The 23,161-nt window shown below is 34.6% G+C and carries 18 protein-coding genes; 13 read left to right on the forward strand and 5 right to left on the reverse strand.

What is annotated here, in order from left to right; translation table 11 throughout:
• Positions 1-4: 4 nt before the first annotated feature.
• The 6 genes from SCB73_RS15555 to SCB73_RS15580 all read left to right on the forward strand — a co-directional run bounded on the left by SCB73_RS15555 (position 5) and on the right by SCB73_RS15580 (position 9,417).
• Positions 5-793 carry an SDR family NAD(P)-dependent oxidoreductase gene (locus tag SCB73_RS15555; protein WP_320567117.1) on the forward strand — a complete coding sequence of 263 codons (789 nt, stop codon included), beginning with the start codon at positions 5-7 and terminating at the stop codon, positions 791-793.
• A gap of 94 nt (positions 794-887) precedes the next feature.
• The gene (locus tag SCB73_RS15560; protein WP_320567118.1) at positions 888-3,149 is read left to right on the forward strand and encodes an acyl-CoA dehydrogenase family protein; all 2,262 of its coding nucleotides are present in this window, start codon (positions 888-890) and stop codon (positions 3,147-3,149) included.
• Positions 3,150-3,352: 203 nt separating this feature from the next.
• Positions 3,353-4,978: a DUF6377 domain-containing protein gene (locus tag SCB73_RS15565; protein ID WP_320567119.1), complete on the forward strand. Its 1,626-nt coding sequence runs from the start codon at positions 3,353-3,355 to the stop codon at positions 4,976-4,978.
• A gap of 208 nt (positions 4,979-5,186) precedes the next feature.
• Complete coding sequence (locus tag SCB73_RS15570; RefSeq protein WP_320567120.1) at positions 5,187-7,403, forward strand: glycoside hydrolase family 3 C-terminal domain-containing protein; 2,217 nt, start codon at positions 5,187-5,189, stop codon at positions 7,401-7,403.
• A gap of 192 nt (positions 7,404-7,595) precedes the next feature.
• Positions 7,596-8,243: a DUF1349 domain-containing protein gene (locus tag SCB73_RS15575; RefSeq protein ID WP_320567121.1), complete on the forward strand. Its 648-nt coding sequence runs from the start codon at positions 7,596-7,598 to the stop codon at positions 8,241-8,243.
• Between the two features lie 49 nt (positions 8,244-8,292).
• Positions 8,293-9,417, forward strand: coding sequence for an acyltransferase family protein (locus SCB73_RS15580; RefSeq protein ID WP_320567122.1), 1,125 nt, complete (start codon positions 8,293-8,295; stop codon positions 9,415-9,417).
• Positions 9,418-9,639: 222 nt separating this feature from the next.
• Here SCB73_RS15580 and SCB73_RS15585 read toward each other — a convergent pair whose 3' ends face one another.
• Positions 9,640-10,746, reverse strand: coding sequence for an NADH:flavin oxidoreductase (locus SCB73_RS15585; protein ID WP_320567123.1), 1,107 nt, complete (start codon positions 10,744-10,746; stop codon positions 9,640-9,642).
• Positions 10,747-10,753: 7 nt separating this feature from the next.
• Entirely contained in the window at positions 10,754-11,056 is a 303-nt protein-coding gene (locus SCB73_RS15590; protein WP_073414322.1) for an ArsR/SmtB family transcription factor, read from the reverse strand.
• Between the two features lie 263 nt (positions 11,057-11,319).
• Here SCB73_RS15590 and SCB73_RS15595 point away from each other — a divergent pair, with 263 nt between their 5' ends.
• The gene (locus SCB73_RS15595) at positions 11,320-11,811 is read left to right on the forward strand and encodes a TlpA family protein disulfide reductase (RefSeq protein ID WP_320567124.1); all 492 of its coding nucleotides are present in this window, start codon (positions 11,320-11,322) and stop codon (positions 11,809-11,811) included.
• An 85-nt stretch (positions 11,812-11,896) separates the two neighbouring features.
• On the opposite strand, the gene SCB73_RS15600 is transcribed toward SCB73_RS15595, so the two are convergent.
• Positions 11,897-13,164 (reverse strand): IS3 family transposase gene (locus tag SCB73_RS15600; RefSeq protein WP_320566433.1). Its coding sequence is split into 2 segments (ribosomal slippage): positions 11,897-12,825 and positions 12,825-13,164, totalling 1,269 coding nucleotides; the frame shifts between segments, so codons are not numbered across the junction.
• 171 nt (positions 13,165-13,335) lie between these two features.
• Between SCB73_RS15600 and SCB73_RS15605 the strand changes: the two genes are divergently transcribed.
• Complete coding sequence (locus SCB73_RS15605; RefSeq protein WP_320567125.1) at positions 13,336-14,427, forward strand: hypothetical protein; 1,092 nt, start codon at positions 13,336-13,338, stop codon at positions 14,425-14,427.
• A gap of 106 nt (positions 14,428-14,533) precedes the next feature.
• Here the strand turns inward: SCB73_RS15605 and SCB73_RS15610 are convergent, their stop codons facing one another.
• Complete coding sequence (locus SCB73_RS15610; protein ID WP_320567126.1) at positions 14,534-14,917, reverse strand: hypothetical protein; 384 nt, start codon at positions 14,915-14,917, stop codon at positions 14,534-14,536.
• A 210-nt stretch (positions 14,918-15,127) separates the two neighbouring features.
• On the opposite strand from SCB73_RS15610, the gene galA reads away from it, so the two are divergent.
• The 5 genes from galA (at position 15,128) to SCB73_RS15635 (ending at position 22,112) form a co-directional block, all read left to right on the forward strand.
• Positions 15,128-17,941, forward strand: coding sequence for a beta-galactosidase GalA (galA, locus tag SCB73_RS15615; RefSeq protein ID WP_320567127.1), 2,814 nt, complete (start codon positions 15,128-15,130; stop codon positions 17,939-17,941).
• Positions 17,942-18,086: 145 nt separating this feature from the next.
• A complete protein-coding gene (locus SCB73_RS15620) occupies positions 18,087-18,959 on the forward strand; it encodes a helix-turn-helix domain-containing protein (RefSeq protein WP_320567128.1) in 873 nt (290 codons plus the stop codon).
• 303 nt (positions 18,960-19,262) lie between these two features.
• Positions 19,263-19,670: a cupin domain-containing protein gene (locus SCB73_RS15625; RefSeq protein ID WP_320567129.1), complete on the forward strand. Its 408-nt coding sequence runs from the start codon at positions 19,263-19,265 to the stop codon at positions 19,668-19,670.
• A gap of 254 nt (positions 19,671-19,924) precedes the next feature.
• On the forward strand, positions 19,925-20,977 hold the full coding sequence (locus tag SCB73_RS15630; protein ID WP_320567130.1) for an NAD(P)-dependent alcohol dehydrogenase: 1,053 nt from the start codon (positions 19,925-19,927) through the stop codon (positions 20,975-20,977).
• Positions 20,978-21,128: 151 nt separating this feature from the next.
• Positions 21,129-22,112 carry an aldo/keto reductase gene (locus tag SCB73_RS15635; RefSeq protein ID WP_320567131.1) on the forward strand — a complete coding sequence of 328 codons (984 nt, stop codon included), beginning with the start codon at positions 21,129-21,131 and terminating at the stop codon, positions 22,110-22,112.
• A gap of 324 nt (positions 22,113-22,436) precedes the next feature.
• Here SCB73_RS15635 and SCB73_RS15640 read toward each other — a convergent pair whose 3' ends face one another.
• Positions 22,437-23,024, reverse strand: a complete 588-nt coding sequence (locus SCB73_RS15640) for a DUF4142 domain-containing protein (RefSeq protein ID WP_320567132.1) — start codon at positions 23,022-23,024, stop codon at positions 22,437-22,439.
• Positions 23,025-23,161: the final 137 nt, after the last annotated feature.

Below are 23,161 nucleotides of genomic sequence, written 5' to 3' on the forward strand. Positions count from 1 at the left end.
AGAAATGAAAACAATAAAAAACAAAACAGCACTGGTTACAGGTGCGTCATCTGGAATTGGAGAAGCTTTTGCTTATGAATTGGCTAAACAAGGCGTAAATCTTATTTTAACTGCAAGATCAAAAGATAAACTAAATCTCTTAGCCAAAAAAATCGCTGCAGCATATCAAGTTAAAGTAAATGTTTTTGAAGGCGATCTTGTTAAAAAAGAAACACCACAGCAATTGTATGAAAGCATAAAACAAGCAGGTCTTTCTGTCGATTTGCTAGTTAATAATGCGGGTTTTGGAAAATGGACCAATTTTCTTGATGAGACAATGGAAGATTATGAAGAAATGGTAGAAATCAATATTAATGCTCTCGTTAAACTATCTTACTTGGTGCTTCCAGACATGATAAAGAAGAAAGATTGCGGCATTATTAATGTTGCTTCTACTGGAGCGTTGCAGCCTTGTCCATATGTTGCAGCATATTGTGCTAGTAAATCTTTTGTGCTTAATTTTTCGGAAGCGTTATATGGAGAGTATAATCATAAAGGTGTTACCATTACTTCACTTTGCCCAGGCAATACCACAACAGGTTTTCAAGCAGTTGCAAAAGCCAATACCAAAGGAATGGCGGCTGATACTCCAGAAACAGTTGCAAAACAAGGAATACAGGCATTGCTTAAAAATAAAAGCTTTAAAATTGTTGGAAGAATGAATTATGTTCAATCTTTTTTGCCGAGATTTCTTCCTAGAAAAATCATGATAAAAGTGGTGAGCGGTATGATGAATAGTAAAGTTAATGGCTGATTTTTTAGCTTTGGTCAGATTTATTAAGAGAACCTTAACTTACTTTAAACCATAAATTTCTTTAATTTAACAAAAGTTAATTTTAAGATTCGTTATGCAAAATACCAAACTTCAAGCCTTTACTCCGTTATTTTATCTAGTGTGGTCAGATGATTTACTGACACAGAAAGAATTTACAACTTTAAAAGAGTTTATAAATTCCTTAAATGTTTTATCTCCAGACGAAAAAGAATATTTGCTTTCTAAAGTAGATATTTCAAATCCGCCTTCGCGAAATGAACTCACACAATGGAAATCGGATATTGAAAAAAGCATTCAGGATAAATCTTCTATAAAATCAATTTTTGATATTGCAAAAGCGCTTTCTGGAAGTGATTTGGATTTAACCCCAATTGAATCTGATTTTAAAAAACTCGAAAATGATTTAGGAATTTTAGGCGAAGAAGCGCTTCAGAATTTCAAAACAAAAGCAGATTCGTTTACGGCGAATTCTCAAACGACAAACAATTTTGATATTCAAAAAATAACCGAATTGTTGGATGGAAAAGAAGCGCCAATCATAAAAAGAGTAAAATCAATTATTTCCCGACCTGAATTTGCTTATGAAACTTCGACAGATATCAATGTTTTTCGCCAAACGGTTTACAATTGGTGCAAAATTTTAGCAGAAGAAAACCTCGGAAATATGGCGTATCCGAAAGAATATGGCGGAGGTGGAAGCGTAGAGGATTATTTTGCGATTATGGAAACGCTGAGTTATCACGATTTAAGTTTGGTAATTAAATTTGGAGTGCAATTTGGACTTTGGGGAATGAGCGTTCAGTCACTTGGAACCGAAAAACATTATGCAAAATATCTAAAAGACATTGGTTCACTAAAACTCCCGGGTTGTTTTGCGATGACCGAAACCCATCACGGATCAAACGTAAAAGGTTTAGAAACGAGGGCAACTTATAATCACGACAATCAGACTTTTACGATTCATACGCCCAATAAAAACGCGCAGAAAGAATATATTGGCAACGCGGCAGTTCACGGCCAAATGGCGACTGTTTTTGCCAAATTAATTATTGACGATCACGATTATGGCGTAAATGCATTCGTGGTTCCGTTGCGTGATCCAAATGGAAATGTTTTAAACGGAGTAACCATTGGTGATTGTGGCCATAAAATGGGTTTAAATGGCGTTGATAACGGAACAATCAGTTTTGACAATGTCGTAATTCCGAAGGACAATATGCTCGATCGTTTTGCTTCTGTAAACGAAAAGGGCGAATTCGAAAGTGCGATTCCAAGTGATAATCGTAGATTTTTTACGATGTTGGGAACTTTGGTAGGAGGAAGAATCGGAATTCCGAGATCAGCTTTGGCAGCAGCCAAATCAGGATTGACCATTGCCATTCGCTACAGCGATCAAAGAAGACAATTTGGACCAGAAGGCGGATCTGAAGTTCCAATTCTAAATTACAGAATGCATCAGCGAAGATTATTGCCAAATCTAGCGAAGACTTATGCGGTTCATTTTGCGCTTCAATATTTGACCAATAGATTTTTGAACAGAACCGAAGCTGAAATGCAAGAAATCGAAGCTTTGGCTGCAGGATTAAAATCATATTCTACTTGGAGCACAAGAGATATTCTGCAAGAATGTCGCGAAGCTTGTGGCGGAAAAGGATATTTATCTGAAAACCGAATTGACGCTTTAAAAAATGACACCGAAATTTATACGACTTTTGAAGGCGATAATACGGTTTTGATGCAATTAGTGGCAAAAAATCGTTTGTCAGAATTCAGAAAATCTTTTGGCGAAATGGGTTCGCTCGGCATCATCAATTATGTGTATGAAAATGCCAAAACGGCGCTTGCGGAGAAAAACCCAATCGCAACCCGAAGAACGGAGGAAGAGCATTTATTGGATTCAGAATTCCATCATCAAGCTTTTGTTCATAGAGAAAAAACAATTTTGGCTTCGGCGGCGCGACGCATTAAAAAATTAGTTGACGGCGGTTTAGAAGCTTATGATGCCTTTAATGTGGTGCAACATCAAATGATTGATGTGGCTCAGGCTTATTTGGAACGAATTGTTTTAGAGCAATTCCAAGAAGCTTTAAAGGCGATTAAAGATGAAAATTCGAAACAAATATTGACCAAACTATATCAATTATTTGCGCTTTCGCAGATCGAAAAAAACAAAGGCTGGTATCTTGAAGATGGCTATATGGAAGCCGTTAAAACAAAAGCCATACGAAAAATGGTCAATCAATTGTGTTGGGATATTCGTCCTGACGCTGTGGCATTGGTAAATGCTTTTGATATTCCAGAAAGCTGTCTTTCGGCACCAATTGCAAGAAAATAAGGTTTTTTGCCACGAATTGCACGAATCTACACGAATTATAATTTTAAAAATTAGTGAAAATTAGTGCAATTACTTCGTCCGTTCGCTATCGCTCGGGTCGTGGCGAAAAAAAACTTAGCACCTTAGCATCTTAGAATCTGAGTATCTCCCTATATTTGCTTTTCTAAAAACTATCGACCACCACCACATTGAAAAACCTTTTATTGTTTTTTACTTTTTTGCTTAGCTTTCCAACATTTGCTTTGGATAGCGAGGATGTTATTTTGGCTAAATTAAATGATGCGTTAAAAAATAAACAGCATTATGTAAAGCTCAAAGAAGAACGAATTTTAAACTTTAAGAAAATAAAATCTGAAGGTTTAACGCCAGAACAAGAATATAATTACAATAAAACACTATATCTCGAGTATCAGAAATTCAATTCGGATTCGGCGATTCGCTATGTGAAAAAGAATGTACGTATTGCAGAAACACTTCAGAATAAAGCACTTTTAAACTTGGCTCAATTGGAATTAGTAACGCTTTATTCTTCTTCTGGAAAATATCGAGAGTCTGAAGCGATCTTAAAAAGCATCAATAAGAAAGCTTTGTCTCCTGATTTAGTGCCAAATTATTACATTTCGTATAGAGAATTTTTTGAGCATTATGCCGCCAATAGTTATAATGAGGAATACCGTCAGCAAATTGCTAAATACCGCGATTCGCTTTTAATGGTTTTAAAGCCAAATACTTTAGATTATAAAATCAATAGGATTACGCAAGATATCTTTTTAAAAAAATACATCAACACCGAAAAGCAGCTAAAAGCTTTATTGAAAGTTACTAAAGAAGATAATCCACAATACGCGATGATTACTTATCTTTTAGCAAAAATATACGAAGCGACCAATAATCTTGAATTTCGAAAAATATATTATGCACTTTCTGCCACATCTGATCTGAAAAATGCAAATAAAGACAATGCTTCGTTGCAGGAATTAGCATCTGTTTTTTATGAAATTGGTGATGTTGATATGGCATATAAGCTCACGCAATCTGCAATTGAAGATGCACTTTACTGCAATGTACAGTTTAGGACGCTTTTAATGTCTGAGGTATATTCGATTATTAATACTGTTTATTTGGAGCGAGAAGCAAAACGAAAAACCGAATTGCAGGTTTATTTATTGTGTATCAGTTTGTTGTCTCTATTTTTGATTGTTGCGATAATTTACGTGTACAAACAAATGAAAAAGGTTTCTAGAATTCGGGGAGAATTGTATGAAACCAGTCAGAAATTAGCCGAATTAAACAAAGATATAACCGAAACCAATGAACAATTGCAGGAAAGAAACTCGCAATTGTCTGAATCAAACCATGTTAAGGAAGAATATATCGCGCATTTTTTTAGCCTTTGTTCGACTTACATCAATAAATTAGAGAATTATAGGATTATTTTAAATAAAAAAGCGACAGCAAAACAGTTTGATGAGATTTATAAAATTCTGAAATCAACTACTTTGGTGGATAATGAATTGGAAGAATTGTACAAAAACTTCGATATTATCTTTTTGAATCTGTATCCAACCTTTGTAAAAGATTTTAACGCGTTGCTAATTCCGGAAGAGCAAATTGTTTTAAAACAGAATGAATTGCTGAATACCGAATTAAGAATTTTTGCTTTAATCCGACTCGGAATTACAGACAGTGTTAAGATAGCGGCATTTCTTCGTTATTCTTTAAGCACAATTTACAATTACAGAACCAGAGCTCGAAATAAAGCGGCAGTTTCCCGAAATGATTTTGAAGAAATGGTCATGAAAATAGGTTTAATTACTTTGAAATCGTAAAGAAAAATTTTAAAAGCACTACTTTTTTTAGTGCTTTTTTTTATTTATTCAATTGATAATCAGTCGTTTGATTTTTTAATTCACTACTTTTTTGCGTTTAAAAATGTAACTTATACGATAACGTTTTAGTTTTACAATAGTAATAAAAGGTACAATTGCCCACTAGACCTTTTATATAAGTTGAATGCTTAAATAAATTATAATAGTTATGTTTAAAAACGTTAAAACAATTGTTGTTTTAGTTTTATTGAGTTCATTCGGGTTGAATGCACAAAATAAAGTTCCGGTTTATCTTGATGATAAAAAGCCAATTGATGAGCGTGTAGAAGATGCGCTTAAAAGAATGACAACTGACGAAAAAATTGCCATGATTCATGCGCAATCTAAATTTAGTTCGCCAGGTGTAAAACGTCTTGGAATTCCAGAAAACTGGATGACCGATGGACCACACGGAATTCGTACGGAAGTAAAATGGGACGAATGGGATCAAGCAGGATGGACAAACGATTCATGTATTGCTTTCCCTGCCCTTACAGCACTTTCTGCAACTTGGAACAAGGAATTGGCTTCTTTATATGGTAAATCTATCGGAGAAGAAGCACGTTACCGTAATAAAAACGTACTATTAGGACCTGGAGTTAATATCTACAGAAGCCCATTGAACGGAAGAAACTTCGAATATATGGGAGAAGATCCGTTTTTGACTTCAAAAATGGTTGTTCCTTATATTAAAGGAGTTCAGTCAAATGGAGTTGCTGCTTGTGTAAAGCACTTTGCATTAAACAATCAGGAAACAAATCGTAATACCGTAAATGTTGTGGTTGACGACCGCGCATTATACGAAATCTATCTTCCAGCTTTTAAAGCAGCTGTGCAAGAGGGTGATGCATGGGCGATCATGGGATCTTACAACAAATACAAAGGACAGCAATGTTGCCACAATGAGTTTTTGTTAAACGATATTCTTCGTAAAGAATGGGGATTCAAAGGCGTTGTAGTTTCAGATTGGGGTGGAGTTCACGATACCAAACAAGCTATTTATAATGGTTTAGATATGGAATTCGGTTCTTGGACAAACGGGCTTTCTTGGGGAACGAGCAATGCTTATGATAATTATTATTTAGCAAAACCTTATTCTGAAATGATTAAAAAGGGAGAAGTTGGAACAAAAGAATTAGACGAAAAAGTGCGTCGTATTCTGCGTTTGGCTTTCTTGACGACAATGGATAAAAATCGCCCTTTTGGTTCTTTTGGAACACAAGAACACGCTGATGCAGGTCGTAAAATCGCTGAAGAAGGAATTGTTTTATTACAAAACAACAACAACATTTTGCCAATCAACCTTTCTAAAACAAAGAAAATTGCTGTAATTGGTGAGAATGCAATCAAAATGATGACAGTAGGAGGGGGAAGTTCTTCTCTTAAAGCAAGATACGAAATTACACCTTTAGAAGGATTAAAGAAAAAAATCGGAAATCAAGCTGAAATCGTTTATGCTCGCGGTTACGTTGGAGATCCAACAAGCAATTATAATGGAGTTGTAGCTAAAGTAAGTTTAGAAGAAAAACGTTCACCTGCAGAATTGACTGCTGAAGCTTTAAAAGTGGCAAAAGATGCAGATATCGTTCTTTTCATTGGAGGTTTGAACAAAAGCCCAAATCAAGATGACGAAGGACATGATCGTAAAGGATTGGAACTTTCTTATGGACAAGATGAGTTAATCAGCAAATTAGCGAAAGTAAATAAAAACATTGTTTTCATCAATATTTCTGGAAATGCTGTGGCAATGCCATGGATTAAAGAAGTTCCTGGAGTTGTTCAAGGATGGTTTTTAGGAACTGAAGCTGGAAATGCTTTGGCAAATGTTTTAGTTGGAGATGTGAATCCGTCAGGAAAATTGACTTTTACTTTCCCAGTAAAATTAAATGATAACGGGGCACACGCTTTAGGACAATTCCCAGGCGGAGATGAGGTTGTTTACAACGAAGGAATTTATGTTGGATACCGTTGGGCAGACAAACAAAAAATCAAACCATTATTCCCTTTTGGACATGGATTAAGCTATACCACTTTTGCTTATGGAAAAGTTACAGCTGATAAAAAACAAATGACTTCTGGCGAGAAAATTACGTTCTCAGTTACTGTAAAAAATACAGGAAGCCGTGAAGGATCAGAAACAGTACAGCTTTATATCAGCGATTTAAAATCATCTTTGCCTCGTCCAATTAAGGAATTAAAAGGTTTTGAGAAAGTTTCGCTTAAAGCTGGAGAAGAAAAAACGGTGAGTATTACGATCGATAAAACAGCCTTAAGTTTCTTTGATGATAAAAAACACGACTGGGTTGCTGAACCAGGAGCTTTTGAGGCTTTAATTGGTGCATCATCTACAGATATAAAATCTAAAGTGGGATTCTCACTTCAATAAGTTTTATTATTTCTAAATTGGTTGGTTTGTAAAGCTGTAAATGTAAAAGTTTACAGCTTTGCTTTTGATTTAAAATTTACCATTAAGATAGTAAGACAATTAAGGCTTTATTTTCTTATTTTTTTAACGGTAAGATTCATTAAGTCAGTCTTAATTTTCTTACTATCTTAATGGTTCAAAAAAATAAATGACATGAAAAATATTCTATTTATTGTTTTTACTTTGCTTATTGCACAAAACCTTTCGGCACAAACTCTTAGTAAAATGAAATGGTTTAATGAGCCTGAAAAATGGGAAATCAAAAACAATGCATTAATTATGAACGTTACTCCAAACAGTGACTATTGGAGAATTTCGCATTACGGATTTACGGTTGATGATGCGCCTTTTTATTATGCCACTTATGGCGGGGAGTTTGAAGCCAAAGTAAAAATTACAGGAAATTATATCGCACGTTTTGACCAAATGGGATTAATGATTCGTATTGATGAGAAAAACTACATCAAAACAGGAGTCGAATTTGTTGACGGAAAATTCAATATTAGTACGGTCGTAACGCATGATAAAAGCGATTGGAGCGTTACCACACTTGACAAAGCGCCACCATTTGTTTGGATTAAAGTTGTGCGACGATTAGATGCTGTTGAGGTTTTTTTCTCTTATGATGATAAAAATTACATCATGACCAGAAATGCACCTTTGCAGGATAACACGCCAGTTATGGTAGGCTTAATGGCCGCTTCGCCAGACGGAAATGGTTTTGAAGCGAAATTCGAAAACTTCACTGTAAAGCATCTTCCAGATCAAAGAAGATTAGAATGGCTGAAAAATCATCAATAATAATTATCAATTAAAACTCACCATTAACAATTTATAATTAACCATTAAAATGACCAATATTCAACCAAAAAAACATTACGAAATACTCGACGGTTTGCGTGGCGTTGCAGCCATTTTAGTTGTGACGTTTCACATTTTTGAGACTTTCGCTGCAGGAAATCGATTTAAACAAATTATTAATCATGGCTATTTGGCTGTGGATTTCTTTTTCCTTTTGTCCGGATTTGTTGTCGCTTACGCGTATGACGATCGCTGGACAAAAATGACACAATGGGAGTTCTACAAACGCCGGTTAATTCGATTGCAGCCCATGGTAATTATGGGAATGATTATTGGCGCCTTATTTTATTATTTTCAAGCTTCAGATATATTATTTCCAATGATTGCAAATATGGAAGTTTGGAAAGTGATTGTAACAATGGTAATCGGATTTACATTATTGCCAATTCCACCTTCATTAGAAATCAGGGGTTGGGGAGAAATGCATCCTTTAGACGGTCCGGCATGGTCGCTTTTTTTTGAATATATTGCAAATATCTTGTACGCCCTAATCTTTCGCAAATTTTCGAAAAAAGTACTATCAGTTTTTGTGCTGCTATTTGCCGGACTGCTAATTAATTATCTTGTTTTTGGACCAAAAGGCGATGTAATAGGAGGATGGTCTTTAAACTTGGAACAAATGAATATAGGATTTACTCGTTTGCTTTATCCATTTTTTGCAGGAATGTTGCTTTGCCGTTTAGGAAAATTAATTCATTTAAAAGGAGCTTTCTGGATTTGCACTATTTTAATCACTGTTGTTTTGGCTTTGCCAAGATTTGGAGACGAAAATTCATTATGGATGAACGGTTTATATGAATCTGTCTGTATTATTTTGGTTTTCCCGCTGATTGTTGCAATTGGAGCAGGAGGAGAAATAAAAAATCCTTTTTCTCTTAAAATATGCAAGCTTTTAGGCGATATTTCATATCCAATTTACATTACGCATTATCCGCTGATTTACTGGTACACGGCTTGGGTTGTAAACAATAAAGTTTCTTTGCAAGACGGTTTAATTCCCGGAATTGCTCTTTTAATTGCGAGCATAGTTTTAGCGTATGTATGCTTGAAATTATATGATGAACCCGTTAGAAATTGGCTTCAGAATAAATTTCAGAAAAGAAAAGTTGCTTAAAAGATTCAGAGATAGTAAGGGAAAACTTTGTCACTTTGTTACTCTGAACCTTTGGGCCTCTTTAAAAATATTGAATTTCTAATTTTGTTAGTTATAGATATTCAAAAAAGGGATAAACATAATTTGTTTATCCCTTTTGTATTTAAAGACACTCTAAGAATTTGATATGAGAATGAAAGCTTAGGATCTCAGCAACTTAGTAGCTTAGAGTCTCATAGCAAGTTATTCTAAAACTAATGCTCCCAAAGCTTCTTTACTGAAACCTTTCAATTCCTCAGTTTTTCCAGCTTTAATTTTAGCAACCCAATTTGGATCAGATAAAAGTGGTCTTCCCACAGCAACCAAATCAAAATCACCTCTGTCGAAACGTCTATTTAATTCTTCTAAAGAAGTTGGTTCAGAACTTTCTCCTGCAAAAGCACCAAAGAAATCGCTAGAAAGTCCAACAGAACCTACAGTAATAGTTGGAGCTCCAGTAACTTTTTTAGCCCACCCAGCAAAGTTCAAATCAGAACCTTCAAATTCTGATTCCCAGAATCTGCGTTGTGAAGCGTGTATAATATCAACTCCGGCATCAACAAGAGGCGTTAGCCAAGCTTCTAATTCCTGCGGATTTTTGGCCAGTTTATAGTTGTAATCAGAAGGCTTGAATTGAGAAAAACGCATGATCACAGCAAAATCATTCCCGACTTGCTTTCTAACTTCTTTTACGACTTCAATAGCAAAACGATTACGTTCTGGCAACGTTTTTCCGCCATAAATATCATCGCGTAAATTTGTTTCGGCTCTAAAGAATTGGTCAATCAAATAACCGTGTGCGCCGTGAATTTCGATTGTATCAAAACCTAATCTTTTAGCATCAGCGGCAGCTTTTCCAAAAGCCAAAATAGTATTTTCAATATCTTTTTCAGACATCGTAATTCCGTTTCTGAAATCAGGACGGTTTAATCCAGACGGCCCCTCAAAAGGAACAGGAGGAACCCATCCAGAATGATGATTGTCCATAATTCCCATATGCCAGATTTGTGGCCCCATTTTTCCGCCAGCAGCATGAACTCCGTCGATTACTTTTTTCCATCCGTTTAAAGATGATTCTCCATAAAAATGAGGAACATTAGCATCGTTTGATGATGAAGGCCTGTCAATTACAGTTCCTTCTGATAAGATTAAACCAACTTCACCTTCGGCTCTTTTTTGGTAATAAGAAGCGACATTGTCAGTTGGAACTCCGTTTGGAGAAAAAGAGCGCGTCATTGGCGCCATTACGATTCGGTTTTTCAGATTTAATGATTTTAAGTTAAACTCTGAAAATAGGTTGTTTGTACTCATAGTAATTTTACAAATTAGATTGAATTAATTTACTAAGTGCTTCAAAGGCACCTTCGTTGCGTTTATAATAAGTCCATTGCCCAACACGCTTGGCTTCGATAAAACCAGCGCGCTGTAAAATAGACAAGTATTCAGATACTGTAGATTGCGTCAAACCGGCTTTTGCCTGAATTTGCCCAACGCAAACGCCGTGTTCAAATCCACCATGTTCCAGCTGACCTGGAAAGTTTATTTCAGGTTCTTTCAGCCATTCCAGCATTTGCAGTCTGGATTTGTTCGAAAGGGCTTTAAAAAGTTCTATATTTTCCATGAAGCAAATATATCGACTTTTCTCGATATATCAATTAAGATAAAATTATTTAGGATAATTTTATGATTGGAGAAGTAAAACTGGCTGTTTTATGAAAGAAAATTTATATTTGCTAATGTATTAATCTCGCAAAGTCGCAGAGTCGCAAAGCTTTTTGAATTATTTCCAGCGTTAGCTGTAGGCGATTCAATTGGCATAACTAAAAACTTTGTGACTATGCGAGATTAAAAACAATCCCCAAAACAAATTAAACTTAATCAATTATGAAAAAAACTTTACTTATTGTAGCATTCTTATGTTTTGTAATTACTAGTTCAAAAGCGCAAGTTGTAGGTGTCGATGTTGGAAATATTGCTCCAGAAATTGAACTTCCAGATACAAAAGGAAATCTTGTTGCGCTCTCTTCTTTTAGAGGTTCACTAGTTTTGGTTGATTTCTGGGCGTCTTGGTGCGGACCATGCATTAAAGAACAGCCAACATTGCTAAAATTGCATAACGCATATCCAGAGAAATTATCGATTTATGGCGTTTCTATGGATACGAAAAAGCCTTTGTGGACAGGCGCAATTGCAAAAGGAAAATTGCCTTGGACAAATGTAAGTGACTTGAAATATTGGCAATCGCCAGTTGTAGCAGATTATATGTTGCAATCTGTTCCGTTGAACTTTTTGATTGACAAAAACGGAATCATTTTAGCTAAAAACATTCACGGAAAAGCATTAGAAGATATGGTTAACGGATTGTTGACTAAATAATTTTTGTTTCAAGTTTTCTTTGTTTCAGGTTTTAAGTTTTGAGTTGTCCTGAAAAAGGTTGACTCGATTAGTAATATAAAATTAATTAAATCGGAACAGAATTATTTTTGTTCCGATTTGTTTTTTTCCATCTTTTGAGTTTGATTTGATTTTGTAAATGTGCTTGATTTGGAGTCAGCATATTTATTGATAAATGCACTCTTATTTGATTATAAAATAAAATAGATTCTAGAGCTTGCTTTTTCAGATTTTCAAAATCTTCAAAGATTTCAGATAATCCAAATTCTTCTTTTAAAATACCATTTACTCTTTCTGCAACTGCATTTTCATATGGATCATAGTTTTGTGTCATACTTATCAGAATCTTGCTTTGAGATAAATATTCCGTGTACTCTTTGCTGCAATATTGAAGACCTCTATCTGAATGATGTATGAGATTTCTGCTGTATTTCCTATTACCGACAGCCATCTTTAAAGCTTCTAATGTAGAAGAAGCCATTAAATTATCCGATAAATTATAACCTACAATTTTCTTCGAGTATGCATCTGTTATCAAATGCAGGTAATATGTTTGTTCTTTAGTTCTTAGATAAGTAATATCAGCAACCCAAACCTGCTCAGGCTCATTGAGCTTGATTTCTTTTATTAAATTTGGATATTTACGCATCCAATGTCTTGAATTTGTTGTCTTGTAATATCTTCTAGCTTTAGGGACTAATAAATATTCATCACGTAAAAAATCAAACAATTTATCTCTGCCAATCTTTATTTGATGTCTTTTTAAATCATCTTTCAGCATATAATGCAGTTTTCTGCCACCGGTTTTTGGCAGCTTTTGACGAACCGACATTACCAAAGATTTGAGATGTACTTTGTCGGGAATTGACTTTAATAGATGTGATTTTCGTTTGTAATAAGCTTGTTTACTGTATCCAAACAATCGACATATTTCACAAGGACTAACCCTGTATATACGATTTATTTCTTGGACTGCTTGGAACCAGACTTTTTTACAATCTCGATTTTTAGCTCGCGTTCGGCTATTTCAATAAACTTTTTAAAGACCAATAATTCTTGCTCTTTCTTAGCTAATTGAGCTTCGAGTTCTTTGATGCGTTGAGATTGAGGATCTTTCATAGGTCGTCCCAGTGTTAGTTTTTCCAGATATGTAAATTTACCATATTTTCTTAACCAACTGTCGATACAGCTATGACTTCTGATTTGGTAACGACGGCGAAGATCTGCCTTGCAAAATAATCCCAGTTCAAATTCTTTTACAACCTGTTTTTTGAATGCCTCACTGTAAGTGCAATCAGGCACAATTCTTTTAAATACTTCTCTTGTTAGTGACATAATTAAGTTAATTATAGTCAACTTTTTTCAGGACGAGACATTTCAAGTTCAAACCCGACAGGTTTTTTGAAACCTGTCGGGTTTAATTCACAACGAACCTGAAACCTGAAACCTGAAGCCTGAAACCTGAAGCCTGAAACCTGAAGCCTGAAACCTGAAATAAAAAACAAAATGGAAGAGAATTTAAAAATTTACGAAAAATCAATTAAGAAAAAACATAGTTTCGGTTCGCCAAAATTTACAGAAGAATTTCGTACCGCTTTAAGTAAAACAGTTTTCATTCCCATTGCCGAAAAAACAATTTCTAAATTAGATTGGGATATTGTTTATAAAAGCGAAAACTCAATTGAAGCCAAAAAAAAAGTAAGCTCATTTGGTATTGATCAATATACTGAAGGAATTACGATAACGTATAATCACGGAAATGTTGAAGTAAAAAGCGAGTCTTTAGGGGGTGAAATTTGGGATAATGGACGTAATTCTAAAAGAGCAAGATTATTTATTTATGCTTTTAAAGAAACTGAAAATGAATTTGATAAAGAGGCTTTAAACGAACTTGAAAGAGAAACGGAAAAGAAAAATAATTGGGATGATTATGTAATTCCAGAAGATTTGCCAAAGCCAAGCGAAACAAGAAAGAAAAATTTTCCAATTTTAATAGCGGGAGGCTTGTTTATCTCATTAATTCTTGGTTTTATAGTGGCTGAGCTTTCCATACATTTTATATATTTCATTGGAGTTTATGAAGTTTTAGTAGGAATTGCCATTTCACTTTTATTAAAATATGTCATCAAATGGTCCAATTTTACAGAAATGGCTAAAATTGAGTATCTGCTCATGGGGATGATATTCTTGATATACCTTTCCAATCAATATTTTCAGATGGAAATCATTTTAAATGAAAATAATTATGAGCGAATCAGTTTTTTGGAATTTTTAAAAATCAGATTTGAAGAAGGTTTAACGATAAAAACGTTAAATACGGGATGGATAGGTTTGATAATAAGTTGGATTATTCAATTGGTTTTGACCTATTATGTTGCTCTTTTACGAGTAGTTTCTGTAGTAACTACTTATCAGCTTGAAAAAATTCCTGTTGAGGTTTTAGATTTCACTACTTATTACTTTATAAAAGGTAAATCTGAAACTGAAGTGAGAAATGAACTTTCTCAAAAAGGGTGGATAGCTAATGAAAATCAAGATGAGGTTTTTGAGGCACTTGGAGCGGTTTATGGAAAAATAGAATTGATTACAGCAAAATAAACTTTTTGTTTCAAGTTTCATGTTTAACCGCAAAGTATATCAACCTGAAACCTGAAACAAAGAAAACCTGAAACAAAAAAAAGTCCATTTTAATGGACTTTTTTTATTATTCGTTTTCTGTATTTGCCTTTTTGACGCCTCCAAAGCTTGTTTTCATCATTTCCCTAATTTGAAACTGCGATTTGTTTCGAGTAACATTTTTCCATTCGTTAAAATCATAAATATGGATTTTATCAGCGTACGGATTAGTTACAAAAAAGAGTCTGGATATAGAGAATTTGTAATATTTTAATTCATGCGAAATGTGGCGGTCGGGTACAACAATCAGAATTGTATCCCAGTCCAGAAAATTCTTGGGAACGTCCTCTCTTTCTGTTAATCCAAGAGAATCAAAAAAGGCAACTATCTTTTGATCATTAATCTTGTCGATCTTTTCATCGATTCGTTTAATGGTGTTCAGAAGCTTTTTTTCATCTTTAATAACACTCATACTAGTCTTTCTTTTTTTTATTTTAATATAAAATTACATCAAAAGAAAATCATTTTTGAAAGTATAGCCAATAGAATGATTCTAAATTTTAGCACCCATTTTTGACGAGGTTTAAAAGGATAATTGTTTATGGTTTTGATAAAATACTATTAAAAAATATACCTTCAAAAGTCTAATTTTATATTTTCTAACTTTTGCCAATTCATTTTTATGAGAAATTCTTGTCTTAAAAAAGTCCTTTCAGTTTTTGTTTTGATTTCTTTTTCGGTTTTCGCTCAAAGCAAATCAGATAGAGAATTGATTTTGATGGATAAAGATTGGCGTTTTTCATTCGGACATTTATTTGACACCGAAAAGGATTTTGACCATGCAACAGGATATTTTTCATATTTGACAAAAACAGGTTTTGGTGATGGTCCAGCAGCAAAAGATTTTGATGATCGTGCCTGGCGAAAAGTTGATTTGCCACATGATTGGACGGTCGAGCAACCTTTTGGCGAAAGCGGCAGTTTCAGCCACGGATTCAAAACAGCCGGCAAAGGTTTTCCCGAGAAAAGTATTGGCTGGTACCGAAAAAAAATTAGTATTCCAGATGCTGATAAAGGAAAAATTATTTCTTTGAAATTTGATGGCGTTTTTCGGGATTCAAAAGTATTTTTTAACGGTTATTATCTCGGAACAGTGCAAAGTGGATACAACGGATTTGAATATGATGTGACAGCTTATGTTAATTATGGCGGAGAAAATACAATCGTAGTTCGTGCAGATGCTTCAATGGAAGAAGGCTGGTTTTATGAAGGCGCAGGGATTTACAGGCATGTATATTTGCAGAAAACAAACCCAATTCATGTTGCTTTGAATGGCACTTATTTGAAGTCTGAATTGGAAAAAAATGAAGCAACAGTTACAGCCGAAGTTTCAATTGAAAATAAAGGAAATTATAAAGGTTTTATCGAAATTGTTCAAACAATTTTAGATGCTTCAAATAAAGAAATTGCATCAGTTTCTGAAAATTTTTTGACTCCTGAATTTTATAAAACAGCAACTTTTACGTCGAAATTGAAGGTCAAAAATCCGATTCTATGGGATATTGACAATCCAAATTTATATCGTTTGGTTACTGAATTAAAGCAAAACGGACAAAGAATTGATAATTATGAAACATCTTTTGGAATAAGAACTATAAAATTTGATGCTGAAAAAGGCTTTTTTCTGAATGGAAAACCATTAAAATTAAAAGGAACCAACAATCATCAAGATCACGCGGGAATTGGAACTGCTTTGCCTGATGAAATACAGTATTACCGAATTAAAAAACTGAAAGAAATGGGTTCGAATGCTTATCGTTGTTCGCATCATCCGCCAACTCCTGAATTATTAGAAGCCTGTGACAAACTTGGAATGCTGGTTATTGATGAAACCCGTTTGATGGGAATCAACGATTATCATTTGAATAATTTGGAACAAATGATGAAACGGGATCGAAATCATCCTAGCATTATTTGCTGGTCGGTTGGAAATGAAGAATGGAATATCGAAGGCAATATCGTGGGTGAAAGAATTACGAATATCATGCAGGATTTTGCCAAAACCATCGATCCAACAAGACCTGTGACAGTTGGAATCAGCAGTGGCTTTAGAAGTGGAATTTCATCTGTAGTTGAAATTATGGGGTATAATTACCTCGGAAATGGAGATATTGATGCACACCGAAATGAGTTCAAAAGTCAACCCGGAATGGGAACGGAGGAAGGCTCAACTTTCACCACGCGAGGGGTGTATTTCACAGATGATGCGAAACATTATAAAAGTGCCTATGACCAAAAGCCTAGGCCAACTTTTTACAGCATTGAAGAAGGTTGGAAATTTTATGCTCAAAGACCCTATTTGGCAGGAATGTTTATTTGGACCGGTTTTGATTATCATGGTGAGCCAACACCTTATGGCTGGCCATCAGTGACTTCTTATTTTGGAATGATGGATGTTTGCGGTTTTCCAAAAGATAATGTCTTTTATTTGAAATCGTGGTGGGGAAACAAACCTGTTTTGCACATCATGCCACACTGGAATTGGAACGGAATGGAAGGCAAAGAAATCAATGTTTGGGTGCAGTCAAATTGTGATGAAGTAGAGCTTTTCTTGAATAAAAAAAGTATAGGAAAAAAGAAAATGGAATTGAACAGCCATTTGGAATGGAAAGTCAAATACGTTCCTGGGATCTTAGAAGCAATTGGATATAAAAACGGTAAAAAAGTGCTTTCGGAGATTCAAAGAACAACCGGAAATGCAGAAAATATAAAGCTGTCTTTGGATAAAGAAAATGTTTCAAAAGGAAATGTTTATGTAGTGACGGTTGGAACTACAGATAAAAACGGTCTCCATGTTCCAACTGCAAATGATGAAATTGAATTTTCTATAAAAGGCGGAAAGATTTTAGGCGTAGGAAATGGAGATCCAACTTCACTGGAAAAAGATCAGTTTCTGGATGAAATTTCACTCGTTTCAATTACCAATTTTCAGGAAAGAATTGCATTTAATGTTGATCAGCCAAGAAAATTGGATGATAAAGAATATCAATGGAAAGAAGCTTTTAAAGATAGGGATTACAAGAATCAAGCAAAAACCTATGTGTATCGCGGTCAGTTTTATCTGGAAAATAACTTAAAAACCAATAAAGTAAGTTTCTTTTATAAAAAAATCGGAATTGAACCAACTATTTATATTAATGGTGTTGTTGTAGAACCAAGTAAAGAAGATTCTAAAAAGTATATTTTAGGCGCAGCTATTTTAAAAGAAGGAAAAAATTTCATTAATATTTCGGCAGCGCCTCTCCAAAAAGTAAAAGATTGGGATATCATGAATACAGATCCCGGAATCATTCAGGTTATAACACCGGCGGAACCTTGGAAAAGAAAATTATTTAATGGATATGCTCAAATTATCATTCAAAAAGATGACAACAGTAATGAAGTTGCGTTAACGGCTTCCGCAAAAGGATTACGATCTGCGATTTTAAAGAATTAGTTTTTAACCGCAAGGAGCGCAATCCCGATAGCTGTCGGGATTGCGCCTTTGCGGTTAAACCTGAAACCTGAAACTTGATCCCGAAGCCTCAGGAGAAACAAAAAAATAACAAAATAATAATGTTTGATTTTCATAACTTTGCAAAATGAATAATCAGACAGAAATGAACAATTGCGATTTTAATACTTCAGATTTAAAACTAAAAGGCTTCAAAGTATATGAAGTAAATGGAGATGTAAGCAAAATTCCGACTTACAATAGAAGGGATTTTTATAAAATCTGTATCAATACTAGCAAGAGCCTTATTCAATATGCCGATCGTGGTATAGAAACTGATGGGACTTTCTTGTTTTTCGGAAATCCGATTATTCCATATTCATGGGAATTTATTTCTCCAGATCATCATGGTTATGCCTGCGTGTTTACGGAAGAGTTTTTACGATCAAAAGAACGTTCAGAAACGCTTCATGAGTCTCCATTGTTTAAAATCGGTGGAACTCCTATTTTTTCTTTATCTCCTGAACAAAAGGTTTTTATAGACTCGTTGTTTCAGAAGATGATAGAAGAACAAGACACAGATTATGCTTTCAAAGATGATTTAATGCGCAATTATATCAATTTGATTTTGCATGAATCAATGAAAATGCAACCTTCGGAGAATTTCTTTAAACCAAAAAATGCGTCTTCTAGAATAACTTCTTTGTTTTTGGAATTATTGGAAAGACAATTTCCAATTGAAACAAAAGATCAGCCACTTTTATTGAAAACACCTCAGGATTATGCGCAAAGTCTTGCTGTACATGTAAATCATTTAAATCGTTCGGTAAAGGAAGTTACAGGAAAGCCAACCACTTCGCACATTACAGAAAGAATCATCAACGAAGCAAAAGCACTTTTGCAACATACAGATTGGAGTATTTCAGATATTGGTTATTCATTAGGATTTGAATATCCGAGCTACTTTAATAATTATTTTAAAAGGCTTACAGGAACGGTTCCAAAATCGTTAAGAATGTAAATTGTTTCATTTTCATAATTTTTTGTTTGAATATTGTTATTTCTGAACTTTAGTATTGCACTACATTTGTCCCAGATTAACAAACAAATCATTTATCGGTTTTTAAAGACTAAAAAACACTTCACAAAAGCAAGGTCCCAGCTTTACGGTTTAGTTTTAAATACTTGATATAAAATAATATAAAGTTTTAAAGAATTAATTAAATCAAAATCTCTTTTGAAGAGATCGATGTTCTGATTTTTCTATCGAAAGATAGTTTACAATAGCTTTTGAATAAATTATTAACCTAAAAACAACAAAATTATGTCGACACAATACACCACAGTGACCGAAGAAGGAAGAGTTCCAAATACTTATATGACAGGTGAAGTGTCATATAAAAAGCAAACCAGCGAAATTCATCCTGAAAATACGACTATTAAAGAAGTTTCATTTGAACCAAGCGCAAGAAGCAACTGGCACAGTAATGCAAGTTTGCAATTATTGATCGCTACTGCAGGAGTTGGTTATTATCAAGAAAGAGGAGGCGAAATTAGAATGCTCCAAAAAGATGAAGTAGTTACGATTTTGCCTGGCGTTGAGCATTGGTATGGAGCAACTCCGTTCAATAAATTCTCATATATCGCCATTATCACAGAAATAGATAAAGGTTTTGGAACTTGGCTTGAAAAAGTCTCTGATGAAGAATATTTTTCTTTTCAAAGCGCTTAATTTTTTAAGATACTATCCCGATAGCTATCGGGACTAAGAGGCTAAGTTACTAAGTTTCTTAGCTAAGTTTCTTAGCTAAGTTTTTATGCAGATTTTTAAATGATTTATTTTGATAGTACTGAAAAAATATTTTTGTAACTTTCATGTTATCAAATTTTTACAGGAATAAATCTGTTTGAATTTGCCAAATCTGCGTGCGAATTTTAGTCGTTGCAAAACCTGAAACTTCAAACAAAAAACAACAAAATAAAATTATGGAAACAAAAGACATCAAAGCCTTTGGTACAGAAGCTGCTGAAGCACCATTGAAAACATTAGATATTAAAAGAAGAGCAGTACAAGCGCATGACGTAGAAATTGAAATTTTGTACTGCGGAATTTGTCATTCTGATTTGCATTCGGCTAGAAATGAGTGGCATGGAACGATGTACCCAATTGTGCCGGGACACGAAATCGTTGGTCGCGTAACTAAAGTTGGAGACCACGTTAAAAATTTCAAAGTTGGACAATTAGCAGGTGTGGGCTGTATGGTTGATTCTTGCAGAGAATGCGATCATTGCAAAAACGATTTGGAACAATATTGCGACGAAGGAAGCACATTGACATTCAATTCACCAGATAAACATTTAGGCGGACATACTTTTGGTGGATACTCTCAAAGCATTGTAGTTGATGAAAATTATGTACTTCATATTTCAGATAAACTAGATTTAGCCGGAGTTGCTCCATTGCTTTGCGCAGGAATCACAACGTATTCGCCATTAAAACATTGGAAAGTTGGCCCTGGTCAAAAAGTAGGAATCGTTGGAATTGGCGGTTTAGGACACATGGGAATCAAATTAGCAAAAGCTATGGGCGCTCACGTGGTAGTTTTCACTACATCAGTATCAAAATTTGATGCTGCGAAAGACCTTGGCGCTGATGAAGTAGTTTTATCTACAGATCCAGAGCAAATGGCAAAACATGCAAAAAGCCTGAATTTTATTTTAGATTGCGTTTCGGCAGAACACAGCATTGATGCTTATTTGAATTTGCTAAAAGTTGACGGAACTTTGACGCTTGTTGGAGCACCAATGGAACCACTTCCTGTAACTTCTTTCAGTCTTTTGTTAGGAAGAAGGAGTTTTGCAGGTTCAGCTATCGGAGGAATTGCTGAAACTCAAGAAATGCTTGACTTTTGTGCTGAACACAACATTACCGCAGATATCGAATTAATTGGTGTAAACGAAGTAAACGACGCCTACGAAAGATTATTAAAAGGAGATATCAAATATCGTTTTGTGATTGATATGGCTTCTTTGAAATAAGATGCTAAGTTGCTAAGGTTCTAAGACACTAAGAGTTTAGAATCTTTAAAACTTTGGTGTTTAAAAATTAAATAAAATAGAAGCTGAGATTTAAAGGCAAAGTAAAAAACTTAGAACCTTAGTATCTCAGCATCTTAGAAGCTTAAAGAAAATGAAAACACGCAAACTAGGAAATAGCGGTCTTGAAGTCTCAGCATTGGGGCTTGGCTGTATGGGAATGAGCTTTGGATATGGTCCAGCTCATGACAAAAATGAAATGATAAGTCTGCTTCGTTCAGCTTATGAAAAAGGAATTACTTTTTTTGATACAGCCGAATGTTATGGGCCTCATTTAAACGAAGAGTTATTGGGAGAGGCTTTAACGCCTTTTCGCGATAATGTGGTGATTGCTACTAAATTTGGATTTTTAGAAGGTGATTCTAAAAAAGGATTAGACAGTCGCCCAGAGTGGATCAGAGAAAGTATCGAAGGTTCATTGAAAAGATTGAAAACAGATGTAATCGACTTGTATTATCAGCATCGCGTTGATCCAAATGTGCCTATCGAAGATGTTGCGGGAACAATAAAAGATTTGATTCAGGAAGGAAAAGTAAAACATTTTGGACTTTCAGAAGCAGGAGCAGAGACGATTCGTCGTGCGCATGCAGTTCAGCCTGTTACGGCGCTTCAAAGCGAATATTCACTTTGGTGGAGAACGCCCGAAGAAGATGTTTTTCCAACATTAGAAGAACTCGGAATTGGTTTTGTGCCTTTCAGTCCGCTAGGAAGAGGCTTTCTTACTGCAAAAATTGACGAAAACACACAATTTGACAGTACCGATTTCAGAAATTCATTGCCTCGTTTTGCTCCGGAAGCCAGAAAAACAAACCAGCAATTTGTTGAAGTATTAACCCAGATTGCAGCAGAAAGAGGCGTAACAAACGCTCAAATTGCACTTGCGTGGAATTTAGCCCAAAAACCTTGGATCGTGCCAATTCCGGGAACTACAAAATTGCATCGTTTAGAGGAAAATTTAGGCGCAATAAACCTAGGACTTTCTGCTCAAGATGTTGCAGCAATCAACGAAGCCGCTTCAAAAATAACAATCGAAGGATCAAGATATCCAGAGCATTTGCAAAAGATAGCGGGGAAGTAAGATTCTAAGATACTAAGATTCTAAGATTCTAAGATTTTGAGATCCTAAGATTCTAAGCTTCACGGGAAAAATACTTAGAATCTTAAATATTTAAAAAAAATAGCATGGAACTAATTTGCAAAGTTTCTGAGCAACTAAACTTCAGAAAAAAAACTTAGAATCTTAGGATCTCAGAATCTTAGTATCTAGAGAAAAAGAAACCCCTCAAGCAATTCAACTCTTGAGGGGTTTTTGAAAATAAATAATAACCAATTAAATTTATTTTACTTTTCAATTTTAGCATCTTAGCACCTTAGTGTCTCAATATCTTAGCATCTTAAAAAATTACTTTTTGTCTAAATTTTGCTTCAGCATTTTGGCGTGTTCCAAATGCGCGGTTAGGCCTGCAATATTATTTGATGCCCACATTTTGACATCATTATCTGTGGCGTCTTTTGAGGCTTTTTGAAGTTTTTCAATTGCTTTTTCGTGACCGTCGATCATCATATCGGCAAATTTTTTGTCAAAATCTATACCTGATTTTTCGTTTAGTTTGTTGTATTCGTCTTGGCCTTCTTCTGTTAATGAAGTTGGAAGCGTAAAGTTTTTGGCTTTCGCCAAAGCACTAACTTCAGAAGCCGATTTTGTATGTTCGTCAACAAGCATTTTTCCAAATTTTTTCACTTCGGCATTTGTGCTTTTTTGTTGTGCCAGTTTTCCAATTTCAATTTCGGCCAAATTAATTTCCGCCTGATCTACTAAAAATTCAGAATCATCTTCTTTACTATTTATAGTATCAAATTTGGCTTCATTTGCATCTTCTGCAACTTCTTTTGGATCTTCCTGTTTGGTTTCGTTTTTACAAGAATTTAGAAATATAATGATAAGTCCCGCTCCTAAAATTGCTTTTCCGGCTAATAGTATCTTTTTCATGATTTTAATTGTTTGATTGTTATGATGTAAAATTATCTTGGAAGTAGGAGAAATGTATTACAGGATTTTTTGAGATTGTTATATGATTTGGATGCTACTTTAAATGAAAACTTTATATTAGCACTAAATCAATTATT

The sequence above is a fragment of the Flavobacterium sp. KACC 22761 genome (genome assembly GCF_034058155.1).
GTDB lineage: Bacteria > Bacteroidota > Bacteroidia > Flavobacteriales > Flavobacteriaceae > Flavobacterium.